The organism is Gemmobacter nectariphilus DSM 15620 (assembly GCF_000429765.1).
Classification (GTDB): domain Bacteria; phylum Pseudomonadota; class Alphaproteobacteria; order Rhodobacterales; family Rhodobacteraceae; genus Wagnerdoeblera; species Wagnerdoeblera nectariphila.
Map to the genome: position 1 here is coordinate 40,699 of NZ_AUCM01000012.1, position 19,048 is coordinate 59,746.

The 19,048-nt window shown below is 66.7% G+C and carries 17 protein-coding genes; 11 read left to right on the forward strand and 6 right to left on the reverse strand.

Translation table 11 applies throughout. The annotated features are described in order from the left end of the window. Positions 1 to 66: 66 nt before the first annotated feature. Positions 67 to 519 carry a cytochrome c-type biogenesis protein gene (locus G481_RS0113275; RefSeq protein WP_028030473.1) on the reverse strand — a complete coding sequence of 151 codons (453 nt, stop codon included), beginning with the start codon at positions 517 to 519 and terminating at the stop codon, positions 67 to 69. Beyond that, entirely contained in the window at positions 516 to 2,483 is a 1,968-nt protein-coding gene (locus G481_RS0113280; protein WP_028030474.1) for a heme lyase CcmF/NrfE family subunit, read from the reverse strand. The genes G481_RS0113275 and G481_RS0113280 overlap by 4 nt, the downstream gene beginning before the upstream one ends. 215 nt (positions 2,484 to 2,698) lie before the next feature. Between G481_RS0113280 and G481_RS0113285 the strand changes: the two genes are divergently transcribed. The 3 genes from G481_RS0113285 (at position 2,699) to G481_RS0113295 (ending at position 5,441) form a co-directional block, all read left to right on the forward strand. Continuing rightward, entirely contained in the window at positions 2,699 to 4,030 is a 1,332-nt protein-coding gene (locus G481_RS0113285; protein WP_028030475.1) for an amidase, read from the forward strand. Between the two features lie 77 nt (positions 4,031 to 4,107). Continuing rightward, complete coding sequence (locus tag G481_RS0113290) at positions 4,108 to 4,812, forward strand: CoA transferase subunit A (protein ID WP_028030476.1); 705 nt, start codon at positions 4,108 to 4,110, stop codon at positions 4,810 to 4,812. Continuing rightward, entirely contained in the window at positions 4,812 to 5,441 is a 630-nt protein-coding gene (locus G481_RS0113295) for a 3-oxoacid CoA-transferase subunit B (protein WP_028030477.1), read from the forward strand. The genes G481_RS0113290 and G481_RS0113295 overlap by 1 nt, the downstream gene beginning before the upstream one ends. Before the next feature lie 593 nt (positions 5,442 to 6,034). Here the strand turns inward: G481_RS0113295 and G481_RS0113300 are convergent. The 3 genes from G481_RS0113300 to G481_RS0113310 are packed head-to-tail and all read right to left on the reverse strand — an operon-like array spanning position 6,035 to position 8,303. Beyond that, positions 6,035 to 7,357, reverse strand: a complete 1,323-nt coding sequence (locus tag G481_RS0113300; protein ID WP_028030478.1) for an MATE family efflux transporter — start codon at positions 7,355 to 7,357, stop codon at positions 6,035 to 6,037. After that, positions 7,354 to 7,872, reverse strand: a complete 519-nt coding sequence (locus G481_RS0113305; protein ID WP_028030479.1) for a PaaI family thioesterase — start codon at positions 7,870 to 7,872, stop codon at positions 7,354 to 7,356. Before G481_RS0113305 ends, G481_RS0113300 begins: the two co-directional genes overlap by 4 nt. Beyond that, positions 7,869 to 8,303, reverse strand: coding sequence for a PaaI family thioesterase (locus tag G481_RS0113310; RefSeq protein WP_028030480.1), 435 nt, complete (start codon positions 8,301 to 8,303; stop codon positions 7,869 to 7,871). The genes G481_RS0113305 and G481_RS0113310 overlap by 4 nt, the downstream gene beginning before the upstream one ends. Positions 8,304 to 8,451: 148 nt before the next feature. On the opposite strand from G481_RS0113310, the gene G481_RS0113315 reads away from it, so the two are divergent. The 4 genes from G481_RS0113315 to G481_RS0113330 all read left to right on the forward strand — a co-directional run bounded on the left by G481_RS0113315 (position 8,452) and on the right by G481_RS0113330 (position 12,505). Continuing rightward, positions 8,452 to 8,841: a MerR family transcriptional regulator gene (locus G481_RS0113315; RefSeq protein WP_028030481.1), complete on the forward strand. Its 390-nt coding sequence runs from the start codon at positions 8,452 to 8,454 to the stop codon at positions 8,839 to 8,841. Positions 8,842 to 8,951: 110 nt separating this feature from the next. Then, entirely contained in the window at positions 8,952 to 10,031 is a 1,080-nt protein-coding gene (locus tag G481_RS23780) for an AI-2E family transporter (RefSeq protein WP_035026025.1), read from the forward strand. Between the two features lie 68 nt (positions 10,032 to 10,099). Continuing rightward, positions 10,100 to 10,975 carry a branched-chain amino acid aminotransferase gene (locus tag G481_RS0113325; RefSeq protein WP_028030482.1) on the forward strand — a complete coding sequence of 292 codons (876 nt, stop codon included), beginning with the start codon at positions 10,100 to 10,102 and terminating at the stop codon, positions 10,973 to 10,975. A gap of 255 nt (positions 10,976 to 11,230) precedes the next feature. Beyond that, complete coding sequence (locus G481_RS0113330; RefSeq protein ID WP_028030483.1) at positions 11,231 to 12,505, forward strand: class I SAM-dependent methyltransferase; 1,275 nt, start codon at positions 11,231 to 11,233, stop codon at positions 12,503 to 12,505. Positions 12,506 to 12,665: 160 nt separating this feature from the next. Here G481_RS0113330 and G481_RS0113335 read toward each other — a convergent pair whose 3' ends face one another. Beyond that, positions 12,666 to 13,013, reverse strand: coding sequence for a DMT family protein (locus G481_RS0113335; protein ID WP_035026027.1), 348 nt, complete (start codon positions 13,011 to 13,013; stop codon positions 12,666 to 12,668). A gap of 354 nt (positions 13,014 to 13,367) precedes the next feature. Between G481_RS0113335 and G481_RS23785 the strand changes: the two genes are divergently transcribed. The 4 genes from G481_RS23785 to G481_RS0113355 all read left to right on the forward strand — a co-directional run bounded on the left by G481_RS23785 (position 13,368) and on the right by G481_RS0113355 (position 19,045). Further along, a complete protein-coding gene (locus G481_RS23785; RefSeq protein WP_035026028.1) occupies positions 13,368 to 14,453 on the forward strand; it encodes an AI-2E family transporter in 1,086 nt (361 codons plus the stop codon). Then, a complete protein-coding gene (locus G481_RS0113345) occupies positions 14,450 to 15,139 on the forward strand; it encodes a P-loop NTPase family protein (RefSeq protein ID WP_028030485.1) in 690 nt (229 codons plus the stop codon). The genes G481_RS23785 and G481_RS0113345 overlap by 4 nt, the downstream gene beginning before the upstream one ends. Before the next feature lie 62 nt (positions 15,140 to 15,201). Then, positions 15,202 to 17,376, forward strand: a complete 2,175-nt coding sequence (locus G481_RS0113350) for an RNA degradosome polyphosphate kinase (RefSeq protein WP_028030486.1) — start codon at positions 15,202 to 15,204, stop codon at positions 17,374 to 17,376. Positions 17,377 to 17,521: 145 nt separating this feature from the next. Continuing rightward, a complete protein-coding gene (locus G481_RS0113355; protein ID WP_028030487.1) occupies positions 17,522 to 19,045 on the forward strand; it encodes a Ppx/GppA family phosphatase in 1,524 nt (507 codons plus the stop codon). Positions 19,046 to 19,048: the final 3 nt, after the last annotated feature.

The window sequence follows — 19,048 nt, forward strand, 5'->3', positions numbered from 1 at the left end:
CTTATGCCTCCCTGTTGCCGGGGGCATCATGCCGGTTTCCGCGCAGCGCGGAACCCCGACCTTGCGTCAGGTCTTGAGGATCTCGTCGAGCCGCGCCTTCTCGGCCTCGCTCAGGGCCTCGACCGGGGCGGTATCGGCCACCCGGCGGCGGCGCAGATACAGGGCAGCCGCCCCAAGCCCCAGAACCAGCATCGCCGGCCCCGCGATCCACAGCAGAAGGTTCGACCCCGAGGCGGTCGGCCGCAGCAGCACATATTCGCCGTAACGGTCGACGATGAATGCCACCACCTCGGTGTTGCTGTCGCCCGCGACCAGCCGCTCGCGCACCAGAAGCCGCAGATCGCGCGCCAGTTCAGCATTCGATTCGTCGATGCTTTCGTTGCGGCAGACCAGACAGCGCAGATCCTTGGAAATCTCGCGCGCCCGCGCCTCCATCGCCGGATCGGGCAGCACCTCGTCAGGCTGCACGGCCAGCGCGGGACTGGCCAGCAGCGTCAGGGCAAGGACAAGCCATTTCATTCCGCAGGCACCCCCTGCGGCGATTTGCGCGCCCCGGCAGCAATGCGATAGCGCCGGTCGGACAGGCTGATCAGCCCGCCAAGCGCCATGATGATGCACCCGCCCCACAACCAGTTGGCCAGCGGCTTGATATAGCTGCGCACCGCCCAGCCGCCACCATCCTGCGGATCGCCGATCACCAGATAGACATCGCGCAGGAAGCCGTAATCGATCGCGGCCTCGGTCGTCGGCATTCCGGCCACCGGATAGACCCGCTTTTCCGGGAACAGGGTAAAGGTCTTGTCGCCGTCCACCACGCGCATTTCGGCCATGGTGCTGCGATAGTTCGGCCCGCGTTCCTCGTGCACATCGACAAGGGTGATGGCATAGCCGGCCACGTCAAAGGTCTCGCCCTCCTTGACGACGCGAATATCCTCGACCTGCCAGGCGGTCAGGGCCGCAACGGCAAAGATCGTGATGCCAAGGCCACCATGCGCCACCGCCTTGCCCCAGTCGGCCCGCGGCAGACGCGTCAGGCGGCCCAGCCTGGCCCCCAGATCGCCGCGCCCGCAGCGCTGCCACAGATCGGCCGAGGCGCCCAGCACCACCCACAGCCCCAGCGCCAGCCCCACCGGCCCCAGCGCGCTGCGCCCGGTCTGCATGGCAAAGGCCAGCGCCCCACCCGCCAGCGACAGCGCCAGCACCCCCCACAGGGGGCGCATGGCCCGGCCCACATCGGCGCGCTTCCACGGCAGGATCGCCCCCAGCGGCAACAGCAGTGCCAGCGCCACCACAAAGGGCGTGAAGGCTGCGTTGAAGAACGGCGGGCCGACGGAAAGCTTGCGGTCCCACAGCATCTCGGCCACCAGCGGCCAGATCGTCCCGATAAACACCACAAAGGCAGACACGGCCAGCAGCACGTTGTTCATCACCAGCGCCGATTCGCGGCTGAAGGTGGCAAAGACCCCCTTGGCCTCCATGATGCCGGCCCGCGCGGCATAAAGCGTCAGCGCCCCGCCGACAAAGACCGCAAAGATCAGCAGCACGAAGATGCCCCGCTCGGGGTCATTGGCAAAGGCATGGACAGAGGTGATGATCCCCGAACGCACGATGAACGTGCCGATCAGGCTGAACCCGAAGGCCAGGATCGAAAGCAGGATGGTCCAGCTTTTCAGCGCCTCGCGCTTTTCGACCACGATGGCACTGTGCAGCAGCGCGGCAGCGATCAGCCAGGGCATGAAGCTGGCGTTTTCCACCGGATCCCAGAACCAGAACCCGCCCCAGCCCAGCTCGTAATAGGCCCACCACGACCCCAGCGCGATGCCGATGGTCAGGAAGACCCAGGCCGCCAGCGTCCAGGGCCGCACCCAGCGGCCCCAGGCGGCATCGACCCGCCCCTCGATCAGCGCAGCCACCGCAAAGCTGAACGCCATGCTCAGGCCGACATAGCCCAGATACAGGAACGGCGGGTGAAAGGCCAAACCGGGGTCTTGCAGCAGCGGGTTCAGATCCTGCCCGTCCAGCGGCGGAATGGCGATCCGGTCGAACGGGTTCGAGGTCAGCAGCATGAAGGCCAGGAACGCGACCCCGATGGACCCTTGCACCCCGATCACCCGCGCCTTCAGCGTCGGCGGCAGATTGCCCCCGAACCAGCTGGCACAGGCGCCGAACAGCGCCAGGATCAGCACCCACAGCAAGAGCGATCCTTCGTGATTCCCCCACACGCCCGAGACCTTGTAGATCATCGGTTTCAGCGTATGGGAATTCGCCACCACGATCCGCAAGGAAAAGTCCGAGGTGACAAAGGCATGGGTCAGCGCCGCAAAGGCAAAGCCCAGCAGCAGGAATTGCGTGACCGCCGCCGGATCGGCCACGGCCATCCAGCCCGGCCAGCCCTTCCAGGCCCCGATCAGCGGCATCACGGTCTGCACCAGCGCAATGGCCAGGGCAAGGGTCAGGGCGAAATGTCCGAGTTCTGCGATCATGGGCAGATCATAGCCGCAGCCGCCCGCCCCGCCAATGCCCTGCGCGCCCATGTCGCGGGGCGGGCGAAACAGCCCTGTCCGCGACGCGCCGCTCCCTTGCTTCCCCTTCATCTGTCTGGAAATATCCTGCGGGGGTCCGGGGGCGCAAAGCCCCCGGTGCCTCGGGTGCAGCATGGCAACCGCCGCGATAGAGCGGACGGGACACGGGGACGGATATGGCAAACGAATGGCTGGCACTGTCGGCAGCGGAACTGGGGCGCGGAATCGGGGATGGCTCGATCCACGCCGTCGAATTGACCGAGGCCTATCTGGATGCGCTGGCCAGCCATCCCGACACGCCGCGCATCTATGCCCGCCTTACCCCCGAACGCGCGCGGGCCGAGGCGATGGCCGCCCATGGCCGGGCCAAGGCCGGTCTGCGGCGCGGGCCGCTGGACGGGGTGCCGGTCAGCTGGAAGGATCTGTTCGACACTGCGGGCACGCTGACCGAGGCCGGATCGGCCCTGCTGGCGGGGCGCCGCCCCGAACGGGACGCGACCGTCCTGGAGCGCGCAACGCGCGCGGGCCTTGTGTGCCTTGGCAAGACGCACATGTCGGAACTGGCCTTCTCGGGCCTTGGGCTCAATCCGGTGACGGCGACGCCGCCCAATATCAACGATCCCGGCGCGGTGCCGGGCGGCTCGTCCTCGGGGGCCGCAGCCTCGGTCGCCTTCGGGCTGGCACCGGCCGCCATCGGGTCGGACACTGGCGGATCGGTGCGCATCCCCTCGGCCTGGAACGACCTTGTCGGGCTCAAGACCACCCATGGCCGCCTGCCGCTGACCGGGGTTGTGCCCCTGTGCGAAAGCTTCGACACCATCGGCCCGCTGTGCCGCACGGTCGAGGATTGCGCGCTGATCCTTGCCGCACTCGAGGGGGGCAAACCCGCCGACCTTGCCGGCACCAGCCTTGTCGGCACCCGGCTGGCCGTGCTGGAAACCGCCGCGCTGGACGATCTGCGCCCCGAGCCGGCCCGCGCCTTCGATGATGCGCTGGCCCGCCTGGCCGCCGCTGGCGCCAGGATCGAGCGGATCGCCGTGCCCGCCGTGACCGAGGCGCTTGGCCTGTCGCCCATCCTGTTCACCGGCGAGGCCTGGGGCATCTGGCGCGACACCATCGAGGCGGCACCGGACAAGATGTTCCCGCAGATTTACGAACGCTTCCGGGGCGGGGCCAGCGTGACGGCGGCCGATTTCGTGGCCGGCTGGCGGCGGCTGCGGGTGCTGCGCGCCCAATGGGCGGCCGCAGTCGCCGGGTTCGACGCCGTGCTGACCCCCACCTCGCCCATCCTGCCGCCCGATGCGGCGCGGCTGATGTCGGACAGCGCCTATTACGTCACCGAAAACCTGCTGGCGCTGCGCAACACCCGGATCGGCAACCTGATGGATTGCTGCGCGCTCAGCCTGCCGACCGCGGTTCCGTCCTGCGGGCTTCAGCTGCTTGCCCCGCCGCTGGCCGAGGAACGCCTGCTGCGGCTGGGGCTCGCGGCCGAAGCGGCACTGCGCTGATCTTGCGGCGGTGCAGCGATTGACTAACGCCTGCCCCCGCGTCACAACATCTCCAGCGAAATTGGGAGCGAGGACTTATGAACAAGGTCTATGCATCCGCGACCGAAGCCCTCGACGGGCTTCTGTTTGACGGGATGACAATCGCCGCGGGCGGCTTCGGCCTGTGCGGCATTCCTGAACTGCTGATCGCCGCGATCCGCGAAAATGGCGTCAAGGATCTGACGGTCGCCTCGAACAACTGCGGCGTCGATGGCTTTGGCCTGGGGATCTTGCTGGAATCGCGCCAGATCCGAAAGATGATCTCGTCCTATGTCGGCGAGAACGCGGAATTCATGCGCCAGTATCTCTCGGGCGAGCTGGAGCTGGAATTCAACCCGCAAGGCACGCTGGCCGAACGGATGCGCGCGGGCGGCGCCGGGATCCCCGGCTTCTACACCGCGACCGGCGTTGGCACCGTGATCGCCGAGGGCAAGGACCACAAGGATTTCAACGGCAAGACCTATATTCTTGAAACCGGCCTTGTGACCGACCTGTCCATCGTCAAGGCGTGGAAGGCCGATCCCTCGGGCAACCTCGTGTTCCGCAAGACCGCGCGCAACTTCAACCCGCCCGCCGCGACCTGCGGCAAGGTCTGCGTGGTCGAGGTCGAGGAAATCGTGCCGCTCGGCTCGATCGACCCCGACCATATCCACCTGCCGGGGATCTATGTGCACCGCATCATTCAGGGGCAGCACGAGAAACGCATCGAACAGCGCACCGTGCGCAAGCGGGAGGCCGTGTGATGGGCTGGGATCGGAACCAGATGGCGGCCCGCGCCGCCCAGGAACTGCAAGACGGCTGGTATGTGAACCTGGGGATCGGCATTCCGACCCTGGTGTCGAACTATATCCCCGAGGGGATCAGCGTGACGTTGCAATCGGAAAACGGGATGCTGGGCATGGGCCCCTTCCCGTTCGAAGGCGACGAGGATCCCGACCTGATCAACGCGGGCAAGCAGACCATCACCGAACTGCCGCAGACGGCGTTCTTCGACAGCGCCACCTCCTTCGCGATGATCCGCGGCGGCAAGATCGCCATGGCGATCCTGGGCGGCATGGAAGTGTCCGAGGAAGGTGACCTCGCAAACTGGATGGTGCCGGGCAAACTGGTCAAGGGCATGGGCGGCGCGATGGATCTGGTCGCCGGCGTCGGCCGCGTGGTGGTGGTGATGGACCACACCAACAAGGCGGGCGAGTCGAAAGTGCTGAAGTCCTGCACGCTGCCGCTGACCGGCAAGGGCGTGGTGGATCGCATCATCACCAACCTGGGCGTGCTGGACGTGGTGCCGGGCGGGCTGAAGATCGTCGAATGCGCCGATGGCGTGACCGAAGACGAACTGCGCAAGGCGACCGAGGCAACGATCGTCGGCTGAGCCGCAGTCCTTCCGCGATCCGAAGGGGCTGCAAATGCGGCCCCTTTTTCATTGTAACCCGGCCGTGTGCAGGCGGAGAGTGCGGAAGCCTCCGGCGGGGATATTTTTATCAAGGCGAAAGTGGCAGCGTCGCTTGCAAAAGTGAACACGACGGCACAGCCGGAAAGCGCGGCGCGTCCAGCTGACCCGGCTGCCGCGCGCGGGGTGGAGATCCCCGCGATGGCTTCGAGCGCGCCTTGAGGATTGGGCACGGCAGCTCGTCAGTCAGCGCGAGATCGCATTTCGTCGAACCTCACTGAACGAACGCGCCGGGCCGGGGCATCGACCGCGCGGCAGGCAAGATCGGGTAGCATGATCTGGCTGGTGCCGCACCGAAACAGGCAACGGTCTGGCGCCCTGCCTCGGGCCATGGCGGCCGTCCATGGGGGAGGCAGGGCGTTTCGCCTTGACGGTCATCGGCGTCCCCGCCTGCACCGCACCATCAGATTGGCAGAGCAAGGTTAACAAAGTCTTTTCGCCTTGATCCAAATATCCTCGGGGGGTGAATTGGCCCTTGGGCCAAGAGGGGGGCAGACAGCCCCCCTTCCTCGGCATCAGCTTGAAACGAGGCTGGGGGCTGCGGCCCGCTCGGCTCTCGGAAAAAGCCCCGCCATGGTCAGCCCGCGTGTCAGGTTCAGCACCATCAGGCCCGCCCAAAGCCCATGATTGCCCAGCATCGGCACAAGCAGCACCAATGCGCCCGCATAGCACACGACCGACAAGGCCATCGTGTTGCGCATCTCGCGTGTCAGGGTGGCACCGATGAAGATGCCGTCGAACATGTAGCTGGCCACCGCGATCACCGGCATGACGATCAGCCAGGGCAGATAGGTGCGCGCTGCGGACTGAACCTCTGGCGAGGTGGTCATCACATCCACGATCATCGGCCCTGCTCCAAGAAACACCAGCCCCAGCAGCAGGCTGCCGCCCACCGCCCATTGCGAGGCCCGGACCGCGCCCTGCCGGACCAGGCGCGGCTGGCGCGCGCCGACCGCTTGTCCGACCAGCGCCTCGGCGGCAAAGGCAAAGCCGTCCAGCGCATAGGCGGTGATCTCTGCGAATTGCAGCAGGATCTGGTTGGCCGCCAGCGTCACATCGCCAAAGCCCGCGCCCAGGAACAGGAAGGTGGTCATGCTGCCCTGCAGCAGCACCGAGCGCAGCATGATGTCGCCGTTGACCGCCAGCATGCGCCGCCAGGCCGCCCCCGCCATGAGGCGCGAGCGGTCGGCCCAGGCGCGCCCGGCAAAGGCACCCCGGCACAGCCACAGCCCCAGCGCAAGGCCGCTGTATTCCGCGATCAGCGTGGCGCTCGCCACCCCTGGCACGCCCCAGCCAAGACCCAGCACGAACCACAGATCCAGCCCGACGTTCAGCCCGTTCATCACCAGTTGCAGCACCAGAACCGCCCGCGTGCGTTCCTGCGCGATCAGCCAGCCGGTCACGGCATACAGCGAGATGGTGGCCGGCGCGCCCCAGATGCGGATGGCCAGATACTGCCGCGCCAAGCCCTCGACCTCGGCTGAGGCCGGGGCCAGGCGAAACGCTGCCCAGGCCAGCGGGGCCTGCAACAGGATCAGCATCAGCCCCGCCAGCGCCCCGATGCCAAGGCCCCGAAGCAGGATCGCGCCGGTTTCCGCGCTGTCGCCCGCCCCATGCGCCTGCGCTGCCAGCCCCGACGTGCCCATGCGCAGAAAGCCGAAGATCCAGTAGACCGAGGCAAGCACGATCGCCCCGACCCCGACCGCCCCGATCGGCGCCGCCTGCCCCAGCTGCCCGACGACGCCGGTATCGACAGCGCCAAGGATCGGCACTGTCGCGTTGGACAGCACGATGGGCAGCGCGATCGACAGCACGCGCCGGTGGGTGATGTCGCTCATTCGGCCGAGGTCCGCTCCGGCATCAGGAAATGCCCGGTCGCCTGGGCAAACAGGCGCGTGCGGTTGTCCTGCCAGGCCTCGACATGGACCGAGGCATAGCGCCGGCCCGAGCGGTTGACCCGCGCCCGCGCATAAGCATCGCGCGGCAAGCCCGAGCGCAGGTAGTCGACGGTGAAGTCGATGGTCTTGGGCAGGCGCGGCAGATGCGTGGGGTGCAGAGTGGTCGGATCAAGCCGGCCTTGCTCCATCTCTTCCCACAACGATTGCCAGGCCAGTTCGATGATCGCCGTGGTTTCCAGAAAGCCCGCTGTTGCCCCGCCATGCAGGGCGGGCAGCAAGGGATTGCCGATCAGGCTTTCGTCAAAGGGCATGATCGCTGTCAGCTCGTCGCCGCGGCGGTCGAACTGAAAGCCCATGAACTGGATATAGGGCACACCATTGACCAGCGCGCGCAGCGCGGCATCGCGGCGTTGCTTGACGATCTGGACGGGTTCGGGACGGGGGCGTTCGGTCATTTTGCGGCGGCCCGGCTGGCTTCGTTGGTGAAGGCGCCGTTGGCCGTGGCCACGGGGCGCGAGCCGTCATCGTCGGTCGCGACGGCGCGGATGAAGGCGACCGAGCGGGTCATGTTGTAGCAATAGGCCTCGGCCCGGATGCGCTGGCCGGGGGTCGCGGGGCGCATGTAGTCGATCCGCAGGTCGAGTGTCGCCGTTCCCCCGGCGCTGCCGGGGTTCAGCGTGGCGGCAATGCCCGATGCGGTATCAAGCAGCGCATAGACGGCGCCGCCATGCACCACCCCGGTGGCCGGATCCCCGACCAGCCGTGCATCCCACGGCATGGACAAGGTGACGCGCCCGTCGTCGGACACAGAGTCAAGGCGCATCGACAGTGCGCGGGCATGGGGCAGCAGGTCTAGAAACTGCTGAGGGGTGAAGGGGCTGGCCATCGTCGGGGCTCCTGCTGGTCTGATTGCCAGTTGGCACCGCAGCGCCGGCCTGCGCAAGCCCCCATTGCCGCGCCGCCATGCCCCGAACGCGCGATTGCGCAGGCGCAGCAATCGGCCTAACGTGCCGGACGGGGGGAAGGAGACCGGCATGTCCGACACGCGTTTGAGCTTCAAGGAGATGTGCGCCCGTTTCGACGTGACGCCACGCACCCTGAGATATTACGAGTATATCGAATTGCTGGCCCCGCAAAAGGAAGGTCGCGCCCGGTTCTATGGCCCGCGCGAAATTGCGCGCATGACGCTGATCCTGCGCGGACGCCGCTTCGGCTTTGGCCTGGAAGAAATCCGGCAATGGCTGGAAATCTATCAGAAAAAGGGCACTGCGGCCCAGTTCCGCGCCTTTGTCGCCATGGCCGACCGCCAGATGCTGGAAATCGACCGCCAGATTGCCGAACTGGGCGTTGCCCGCGACGATCTGGCAGCGCTGAGGGCCGAAACACTGCGTGAACTCGACGCAATTTCGGGGGCCGAGGCTTGATCGCCATGCAGGCCCCCCATACTGTGCCGCAAGACACCCCCGCGCCTGCATCGGACCAGATGACCCAATCCGCAGACCAAGCCCCCCCGCCGGCTCCGCCGCAGGACGACATGCGCCGTCTTCAGGTATGGTTTCTTGGTATCATCGCCTTTGCGGTGATCCTGTTCCTGCTGGTGCAGGCCAAGTTCCTGCTGATCTCGCTGGCCATCGCGATCATGCTGTTCTCGCTGACCTCGGATGCCATCAGCTATATCCAGCACCTGCGCTTTGGCGAGGCGCGGTTTTCCGTCTGGGTCGCCAGCCTGCTGGCGGTGCTGCTGATCGCCTCGGTGCTGATCTCGCTCTCGGCACTGATCCTGACTCAGGCCAACACGGTGGTGTTCACCGTGATGCAATATGCCGATCCGGCACAAAAGGCGGTGGCCACGATGTTTTCGTGGATGGGCGCCGATGTGGAACAGGCGGTGCTGAACTGGCTGAAAGGTGTGCAGATCGGCCCCTGGCTGGCCACCATGGCAGGCCAGGCCGGCAACATCGCCTCGGGCGCCGTGCTGGTCACGCTGTTCGTGGGCTTCCTGTTCCTGGAACGGCTGTGGTTCCGGCCCAAGCTGGTCAGCCTGATGGGCGATGCCGAACGCGCCCGGCGGGTCGAGCGGATCATCTCGTCCATCGTGCACCGCGTGAACCGCTATCTGATCGTCAAGACAGTGGTCAGCCTGGTGACCGGCGCGCTGGTCTATGCCGTGATGATGGCCTTCGGGCTGGAACTGGCGGTTGCCATGGGCGTTCTGACCTTTGTGCTGAACTTCATCCCGAATGTCGGGTCCATCGTCGCCACCATTGCCGTCGGGCTGGTCGCCTATGTGCAGACCGGCGATCCCTTCAGCGGGCTTGCGGTGCTGGCCATCGTGACCGGCATCCAGTTCGTCGTGGGTCAGGTGCTGGACCCGCTGTTCCTGGGCAGGACGCTGCAGCTGTCGTCCTTTGGCATCATTGCCTCGCTGGCGTTCTGGGCCGCGGTCTGGGGCATTCCGGGCATGTTCCTGGCGGTGCCGATCATGGTGTCCATCATGATCGTCTGCTCGCACATTCCCCGCCTGCGCCCCGTGGCCGTGCTGCTCTCGCGCGAGGGGCTGCCCGAGACCGATGTCGATCACCCGATCACCCGGCGCGACCAAAGCGCTGCCTGACCCTGCACCTCTGGACCTTTCGCTCCAAGGGTGATTGGGTAAGCCAGCAAATTGGAAGGAGAGGCGCCATGGCGTTCGGCACGAATATCCGCACCTGGTTCGATGGCAAATGGCACGATGGCGACGTCATGGTGATGCGCGCGGCCGATCACGGGATCTGGCAAGGGTCCAGCGTCTTTGACGGCGCCCGCTGGTTCGACGGGATGGCCCCCGATCTGGACCGCCACTGCGCCCGCGTAAACCGCTCGGCCGAAGCCATGATGATGACGCCGAACGTGGATCCCGATACCATGGTGCAGATCGCGCTCGAGGGGCTGAAGGGCTATGCCCCGGATGCCGCCGTCTACATCCGCCCGATGTATTGGGCCGCGCATGGGTCCGAGGTCGGGGTCGCGCCGCTTGCCTCGTCCACCGTCTTTGCCATGAGCCTTGAACAGGTGCCGATGCCCGGCGCGCAGGACAGCACCACGCTGACCCGCACCCGGTTCCGCCGCCCCGTGCTGGAAAGCGCGGTCTGCAATGCCAAGGCCGGGGCGCTTTATCCGAACAACGCCCGGATGCTGGTCGAGGCGCAGAAGAAGGGCTACGGCAACGCGCTGGTCGCGGATGTGATGGGCAATGTGGCCGAAACCGCCACCGCCAACGTGTTCATGGTCAAGGATGGCGAGCTTTTCACCCCGATCGCCAACGGAACCTTCCTGTCGGGCCTGACCCGTGCGCGCCACATCCAGAACCTGCGCGGCGAAGGGTTCAAGGTGCATGAATCCGTGCTGACCTTCGAGGATTTCGAAGGCGCGGACGAGGTGTTCCTGTCGGGCAACTTTGCCAAGGTGCTGGCGGTGCGCGAATTCGACGGCACGCAGTATCCGGCCCCCGGCCCGGTGACGCGCAAGGTGCGCGAGCTGTATTGGGACTGGGCCCGCACCGACGCGGCCCGCCGCTAAGCGCACGCCCGGCATGGCCGGAAAACCCGGCCATGCCCGCACGGGCGCCCTGCCCAACGCGGGCGCTTGATGCTGAATCTCGTTCAGCAGTTGACTTCATGCCAAAAACTTGCCTGATTTTCATCAGGGCGTGCTGAGGAGACAAGGCCGGCGCCCGGTTGCCGGTGCGTGATGCTCTGATCTGGCCCATGTGTTGCGGGGACTTGGCCCGCCGGGCCACCCTGTTCCCTGCGTAAGTCCAAGGGCTGGGGGAAGATGTCGATACTGGTTCACGAAGCAAGCAAAAGGCTGGAGCGCCTGCCGCTGGCTGCCGCGCTTGAGTTCGACAATGGCGAACGCATCGGCGCGGCAAACCCGCGTGTCACGCTGCGCCTGCCTGACGAAAAGACGCTGCTGCTGTTCACCGCCAACCGGCTGGACGTGATCGCGGATGCCATCGTCGAAGGCAAGGTCCAGATCGAAGGGCGGATGCGCGACCTGATGGCGATGACCGCCGGGTTGATCCGCCCGATGGGCGGGGCGGTGCAGGCAGGCTGGCTGCAACGGTTCGTCTACGGGCTGCGCTCGGCCCGGCTGCACACGCGCAGCCGCGATGCCGGGCAGATCAGCTTTCACTACGATGTGTCGGACGAGTTCTACAAGCTGTGGCTGGATCCGCGCCGGGTCTATTCCTGCGCCTATTATGCGACGCCGGACATGACCCTGGCCCAGGCGCAAGAGGCGAAACTGGACCTGATCTGCCGAAAGCTCGACCTGCGCGCGGGCGAGCGGTTTCTGGATGTCGGCGCGGGCTGGGGCGGTCTATTGCTGTGGGCGGCGGAAAATTACGGGGTCGATGCCACCGGGATCACGCTCTCGCACAACCAGCACGCCCATGTGAACCGGCTGATCCGCGAAAAGGGCCTCGAGGGCCGCGTGCGGATGGAGCTGCGCGACTATCGCGACCTGCCCGAGGATCAGCCCTATGACAAGGTCGCCTCGGTGGGCATGTTCGAACATGTCGGGCGCGCCAACCTGCCGGTCTATTTCCGCAAGCTCTATGCCCTGCTGCGGCCCGGCGGGCTGCTGATGAACCACGGAATCACCTCGGGCTTTCTGGACGATGCCTCCGTCTCGGGCGGGCTTGGCAATTTCATCGAGAAATACATCTTCCCCGGCGGCGAGCTGTTCCACATCTCCTATGTCCAGCGCGAAATGGCCGCCGCCGATCTGGAGGCGGTGGATACCGAATCGCTGCGCCCGCATTATGCCCGCACGCTCTGGGCCTGGTCCGACACGCTGGAAGAGCGGCTGGACGAGGCAAAGAAGGTTCTGACCGAAAGCCATGGCCAGGAACGGGGCGAGCAGACCTTGCGGGCCTTCCGGCTGTATCTGGCCGGCTGCGCGATGGCTTTCGAGGAGGGCTGGGTCTCGCTGCACCAGATCCTTGCAACGCGGCCCGATGGCTCCCTCGACACCGGCACCTTGCGGGGGGCGCAATCGGTCTATCCGTTCCAGCGCAAGTATATCTATGCCGACCGGGGCAAGTAGCCGGCGCACAAACGTTCTGGATGGTCGGGGGGCGGATGGCGTTGGCGGACCGGGGTGCCGCGAACGGCTCCCCGGATCGTTGGCGGCCGGGGGCAACGCGGACATCTTTGACGATGGCATGAAAGCCGGCGCCTGATGGCCAGGGCGCAGGCCCGCCCTTTCACCATTTGTGAAAGATGAAGAACGCCCCCGCCGCGATGAAGGCAAAGCCCAGGATGTGGTTCCAGGCCAGCGGCTCTTTCAGATACAGCACCGAAAAGCCGGCAAAGACCGTCAGGGTGATCACCTCTTGCACGGTCTTCAGCTGGGCGGCGTTGAAGTGGCCATAGCCGATGCGGTTGGCCGGCACCATCAGCAGGTATTCGAAAAAGGCGATGCCCCAGCTGGTCATGATGACCCAGACCAGCGGCGCGCTGCGGTCCTTGAGATGGCCATACCAGGCAAAGGTCATGAAGACATTCGACATCAGCAGAAGGCCGATGGTGACGACGGGCACGGGCAGCGACATGGGGGGCTCGGGCAAAGGGGGGCTGAGCATGTGCATATCCGCTGGCGCGGCCGCGTCAATCGGGCGTCGCGGCCAGGGCGCGGCCGCGTGCCTGCACGGTGTCGTGATCAGCTGGCCGGGCCTTGGCCTGCAACCTGCAGCCAAGGCCCGTCCCTGCCCCGGCAAGCCCACGATGGCCCGGCCGCGGCTTGGGCGCAGGGCGGCCGGGCCCGCCAACGGGGTTTCCAAAGGGGCCGCGAAAGGCCCCTTTGGGCGGGGGGCGCGGGGGGCCGCGGCCCCCCGCATTCCCCCTGCCCCCTTGAAACCCGGGCCATCATGGGCAATCTGTCAGGGCAAGCCGCCGAAGGAACCCGCATGGCCCTGCCCGTCAAGGACCAGCTCAGATATTGGGGCATCGCTGCGGCGGTGCTTTTGTTCGTGCTGTGGGCGCTGGGGGATGTCATCCTGCCCTTTGTCGTGGGCGGCGCGATCGCCTATTTCCTCGACCCCGTGGCCGACCGGCTGGAACGGCTTGGCCTCAGCCGGGTCGCCTCGACGACCGTGATCTCGCTGGGGGCGCTGCTGGTGCTGGTCGCGCTGGTGCTTGCGGTGATCCCGACGCTGATCAACCAGCTTACCGCGCTGGTCAACGCCGCCCCCGACATCGTCAAGCGCTTGCAAGAGTTCCTGACCACGCATTTCCCCGACCTTGCCGACAATACCTCGACGATCCGCCAGTCGCTGGCCGAGATCGGCGACACCATCAAGTCCAAGGGGCTGGAGCTGGCAAATACCCTGATCGGCTCGGCCATGGGGGTGCTGGATGCCGTGCTGTTCATGGTGGTCGTGCCGGTCGTGGCCTTTTACATGCTGCTGGACTGGGACCGGATGGTGGCCCGGATCAATGCGCTGCTGCCCCTGGACCATGCCCCGGTGATCCGCCATCTGGCGTCGGAAATCGACCGCGTGCTGGCCGCTTTCGTGCGCGGGCAGCTGTCGGTCTGTCTGGTGCTGGGCACTTACTACGCGGTGGCGCTGGCGCTGGCCGGGCTGCAGTTCGGGCTGGTGGTCGGGGCGATTGCCGGGGCGATCACCTTCATTCCCTATATCGGCGCGCTGGTCGGTGGTGCGCTGGCCATCGGGCTGGCGCTGTTCCAGTTCTGGGGCGACTGGCTGTCGATCGGCATCGTTGCCGGGATCTTTGCCCTTGGCCAGTTCCTCGAAGGCAATGTCATCACCCCGCGTCTGGTCGGCAATTCGGTCGGCCTGCACCCGGTCTGGCTGCTGTTCGCGCTGTCGGCCTTTGGCACGCTGTTCGGCTTTGTCGGCATGCTGGTCGCGGTTCCGGTCGCGGCGGCCATCGGGGTGCTGGTCCGTTTCGCATCGAACCAATATACCGACAGCCGCCTCTATCGCGGCCTTGCCGCCAATCCCCCTGCCGACGAGGGGCCGGGCGTGTGAACAGACAACTGACGCTGGACCTGCCGCTGCGCGAGTCGCGGGGGCGCGAGGATTTCTTTGTCAGCCCGGCCAATGCGCTGGCGCTGGCCGCGCTGGACGACTGGCAAGGCTGGCCTGCGGGCAAGGCGGTGCTGGCCGGCCCTGCCGGCTGCGGCAAGACCCACCTGGCGCATATCTGGGCCGCCGCCACCGGCGCGCGGATCGTCGCGGCCAGCGCACTGGCGCATGCCGACCTGCCCAGCCTGGCGCGGACCGCCGTTGCCGTCGAAGATGCCGAACGCATCGGTGGACGGCCCGAGGCCGAGAATGCCCTCTTTCATCTGCACAACATGATGGCCGCGGCGGGCCTGCCGCTGCTGATCACCGCAGCCGGCCCGCCGCGCGACTGGGGCCTGCGCCTGCCCGATCTCGCCAGCCGGATGCAGGCCGCAACGCTGATCCGCCTTGATCCGCCCGACGACCCCTTGCTGCACGCCGTGCTGGCCAAGCAGTTCGCCGACCGTCAGGTCGTCATTCCTGCCGGGCTGATCGAATGGCTGGTGCCCCGCATGACCCGATCCTTCGCGGCCGCCCGTGACCTTGTCACCGCGCTGGATGCCCGATCCCTCGAAGAGGGCACTCCGATCACCCGCCAGATGGCTGCCGACTGGCTGGAAGGTGACAGCCTGTTCCCCGATCTCGACTAGATCCGTTGCGGCGCGGGCGCTGTCGTCATATCCCTGTGACATTCCAGCCCCAGACAGGCGCCATGACCCAGGCCGATTTCCTCACCGCCCCGTTCCCCGCCCCTGCCGACCTGCCCGAGGCCGAACTCCTTGGGCCGCGCCGGTTCTTCAACCGCGAACTCTCGTGGCTCGCCTTCAACTGGCGGGTTCTGGACGAGGCGGCGAACCCGCGCGTTCCGCTGCTGGAACGGCTGCGCTTCCTGTCGATCTCGGCCACCAACCTCGACGAATTCTACACCGTGCGGGTCGCGGGCCTGCGCCAGCTGGCGCGGTCGGGCAAATGGCTGCCCTCCGAGGATGGCCGCAGCCCGGTCGAACAGCTGCAACTGATCAACGCCGATGCCCGCGATCTGATGGCGACGCAGCAAAAGACCTTCAAGGTGCTGACCAAAGAGATGGAAGAGGCCGGGATTTCCATCCTGACCCGCGCGCGGCTGACACAGGGCGACCGCGCCTTCCTGCATGATCACTTCCTGGCGCAGGTGTTCCCGGTGCTCTCGCCGCTGGCGATCGACCCGGCGCACCCGTTCCCCTTCATCCCCAACACCGGCTTTTCGCTGGGCCTTGAGCTGGAACGCACCTCGGACCGGCGCAAGCTGCAGGCGCTGTTGCCGATCCCCGGCCAGATCGCCCGCTTCGTCACCCTGCCCGCGACCGACGGCCGCCACCGCGTCCTGCCGCTGGAGGAGTTGCTGCTGCTCAACCTCTCCAGCCTGTTCCCCGGCTACGACGAGATCAGCCATTGCACCTTTCGGGTGCTGCGCGACAGCGACCTTGAAGTCGAGGACGAGGCCGAGGATCTGGTCCGCGAATTCGAAACCGCCCTCAAACGCCGCCGCCGGGGCGAGGTGATCCGGCTGAAAATCTCGGCCGGCGCGCCGCCTGCGCTGCGCGCGCTGATCATGGACGAACTCGACGTGACCGAGGACGAGGTGGTCGAGGTCAAGGGCCTGCTGGGCGTTGCAGACCTCAAGGAACTTGTGCTGTCCTCGCGCCCCGATCTGCTGTGGCCGCCCTTTACCCCGCGCGTGCCGGAACGGGTGACCGACCATGACGGCGACATCTTCGCCGCCATCCGGCAAAAGGACATGCTGCTGCATCACCCCTACGAGACCTTCGACATGGTGATCCGCTTCCTGCAGCAGGCGGCGCGCGATCCCAATGTGCTGGCGATCAAGCAGACGCTCTACCGCACCTCCTATGACAGCCCCATTGTCGATGCGCTGTGCGAGGCGGCCGAGGCCGGCAAATCCGTCACCGCGCTGGTCGAGCTCAAGGCCCGCTTCGACGAGGCCTCGAACATCCGCCAGTCGCGGCGGCTGGAACGCGCGGGCGCCCATGTGGTCTATGGCTTCATCCGCTACAAGACCCATGCGAAAATCAGCACCGTGGTGCGCCGCGAAGGCGACAACCTGGTCACCTATACCCATTTCGGCACCGGCAACTATCACCCGATCACCGCCCGCATCTATACCGACCTGTCGCTGTTCACCTGCAACCCCGCGCTGGGGCGCGATGCGACCAAGGTGTTCAACTACCTGTCCGGCTATGCCCAGCCCGAAGGGCTGGAAAACCTCGCCATTTCGCCCACCACACTGAAGCCGCGCCTGCTGGAGCTGATCGCCGCCGAGGCAGATCACGCCCGCCAGGGCCGCAAGGCCGAGATCTGGGCCAAGATGAACAGCCTGATCGACCCCGAGGTGATCGACGCGCTTTACGCGGCCAGCCAGGCCGGGGTGCGCATCAGCCTGGTGATCCGCGGCATCTGCGGGCTGCGCCCCGGCATCAAGGGCCTGTCGGACAACATCCGGGTGAAATCCATCGTCGGGCGGTTTCTCGAACACAGCCGCATCGTGTGCTTTGGCAATGGCCATGGCCTGCCATCGAAACAGGCGCGGGTGTTCATCAGCTCGGCCGACTGGATGGGCCGCAACCTCAACCGCCGTGTTGAAACTCTGGTCGAGGCTGTGAACCCTACCGTCAAGGCGCAGATCGAAAGCCAGATCATGGCCGCCAACCTTGCGGACGAGGCGCAAAGCTGGATCCTTGGCCCCGACGGGCGCTATCTGCGGCAACTCGACGCTCCCGATGGCAAGCTGTTCTCCTGCCACCGTTTCTTCATGGAAAACCCCTCGCTGTCCGGCCGGGGCAGCGCCGGCGCCGCCGATGTGCCGCGCCTTGCGCATTCCTGGGATTGACCGCAGCCCCCGGCCGCCGCATCTTCACCCGTGATGGGCCTGCTGCATCATCTTGCTGAAAATACCCCGGGGGGAGGGGCGGCCCGCAAGGGCCGGCCCGTGGGGGGCAGCGCCCCCCGCCCCGGCTGCCAAACCGGACTGCCCCATGAGCGATGATTTCGAACCCTTCGGCCGCCCGCTGTTCGAAGACCCCTCTGCCCGCGCGCTCAGCCGGGTCGGGGTGGTCGATGTCGGCTCGAACTCGGTGCGGATGGTGGTCTTTGACGGCGCCGCCCGCAGCCCGGCCTATTTCTACAACGAAAAGGTCATGGCCGGTCTGGGCAAGGGGCTGGCCGAAACCGGCCGGCTCAATCCCCAGGGCCGCATCCGCGCCATGGCGGCGCTGAAACGCTTTGCCCTTCTGGCCGAGGGGATGAACATCGCCCCCCTGACCGTCGTGGCCACCGCCGCCGTGCGCGAGGCCGAGGATGGCCCCGCCTTTCAGGCCGAGGTCGAGGCTGAAACCGGCCTCAAACTGTGGATCATCGACGGGAACGAAGAGGCGCGGCTCTCGGCCCAGGGGGTGCTTCTGGGCTGGCCCGAGGCCGGCGGGATCGTCTGCGACATCGGCGGCAACTCGATGGAACTGGCCCGCATCGGCAAGGGCGAGGTCGGCACCCGCATTTCCACCCCGCTGGGCCCCTTTCGCCTGCAACAGGTGCAAGGCGACGCTGCCGACCGCGCCAGGCTGATCGAGCGGGTGCTGCGCAAGGCGCGCGATACCATCCAGCCCAACCACGACCGCATCTATCTGGTCGGCGGCAGCTGGCGCGTCATTGCCCGGCTGGACATGGAACGGCGCGGCTATCCGCTGACGGTGCTGCACGAATACCGCATGACACCCGAAAACGTGCTGGAAACCATCGACTGGATCGGGCGCAACGATCTGGCCGGGCTGCGCGCCCGCACGGGCGCCTCGTCCGAGCGGATGGAACTTGTGCCGCTGGCCTGCGAGGTGCTGGGCGCGCTGGTGCGGCTGTTCAAGCCCAGGGAAATCGACGTCTCGTCCTACGGGATCCGCGAGGGGCTGCTCTATGAACAGATGCCCGACAAGCTGCGCCGGCGCGATCCGCTGATCGAGGCTGCGCGCATGGCCGAGGCGACACAGGCCCGCATCCCCGGCTTTGGCAAGAAGCTGTTCGCGTTCCTGTCGCCGCTGTTCAAGGGCGTCAGCGACGAGGAGATGCGGCTGGTCAAGGCCGCCTGCCTTCTGCATGACACCACCTGGCGCGCGCATCCCGACTACCGCGCCGAGGTCTGTTTCGACAATGCGACGCGCGCCAATCTGGGCGGACTGGACCATCCGGGCCGGGTGTTCCTGGGACTTGCGCTGCTGCACCGCTACAAGAACAGCCGCGCCGGGTCGCGCTTTGCCCCGCTGTTCTCGCTGCTGACCGAAGACCAGCTGCGCAAGGCGGAAATCCTGGGCAAGGCCATGCGATTTGGCGCCATGTTCGCGCTTGGCGATCCGGCCGAAGCCGCCGCCCTGTCGTGGGAGCCGAAAAAGCGCGTGCTGGAACTGGCCCTGACCCCCAAGGGTCAGGCCCTGTTCGCCGAGGTCGCGCAGGCCCCCTTTGCCGCCCTGTCGCAAGCGATGCGGGCAACGCCCAAGGTTACGGCGGCAAAATAGCGG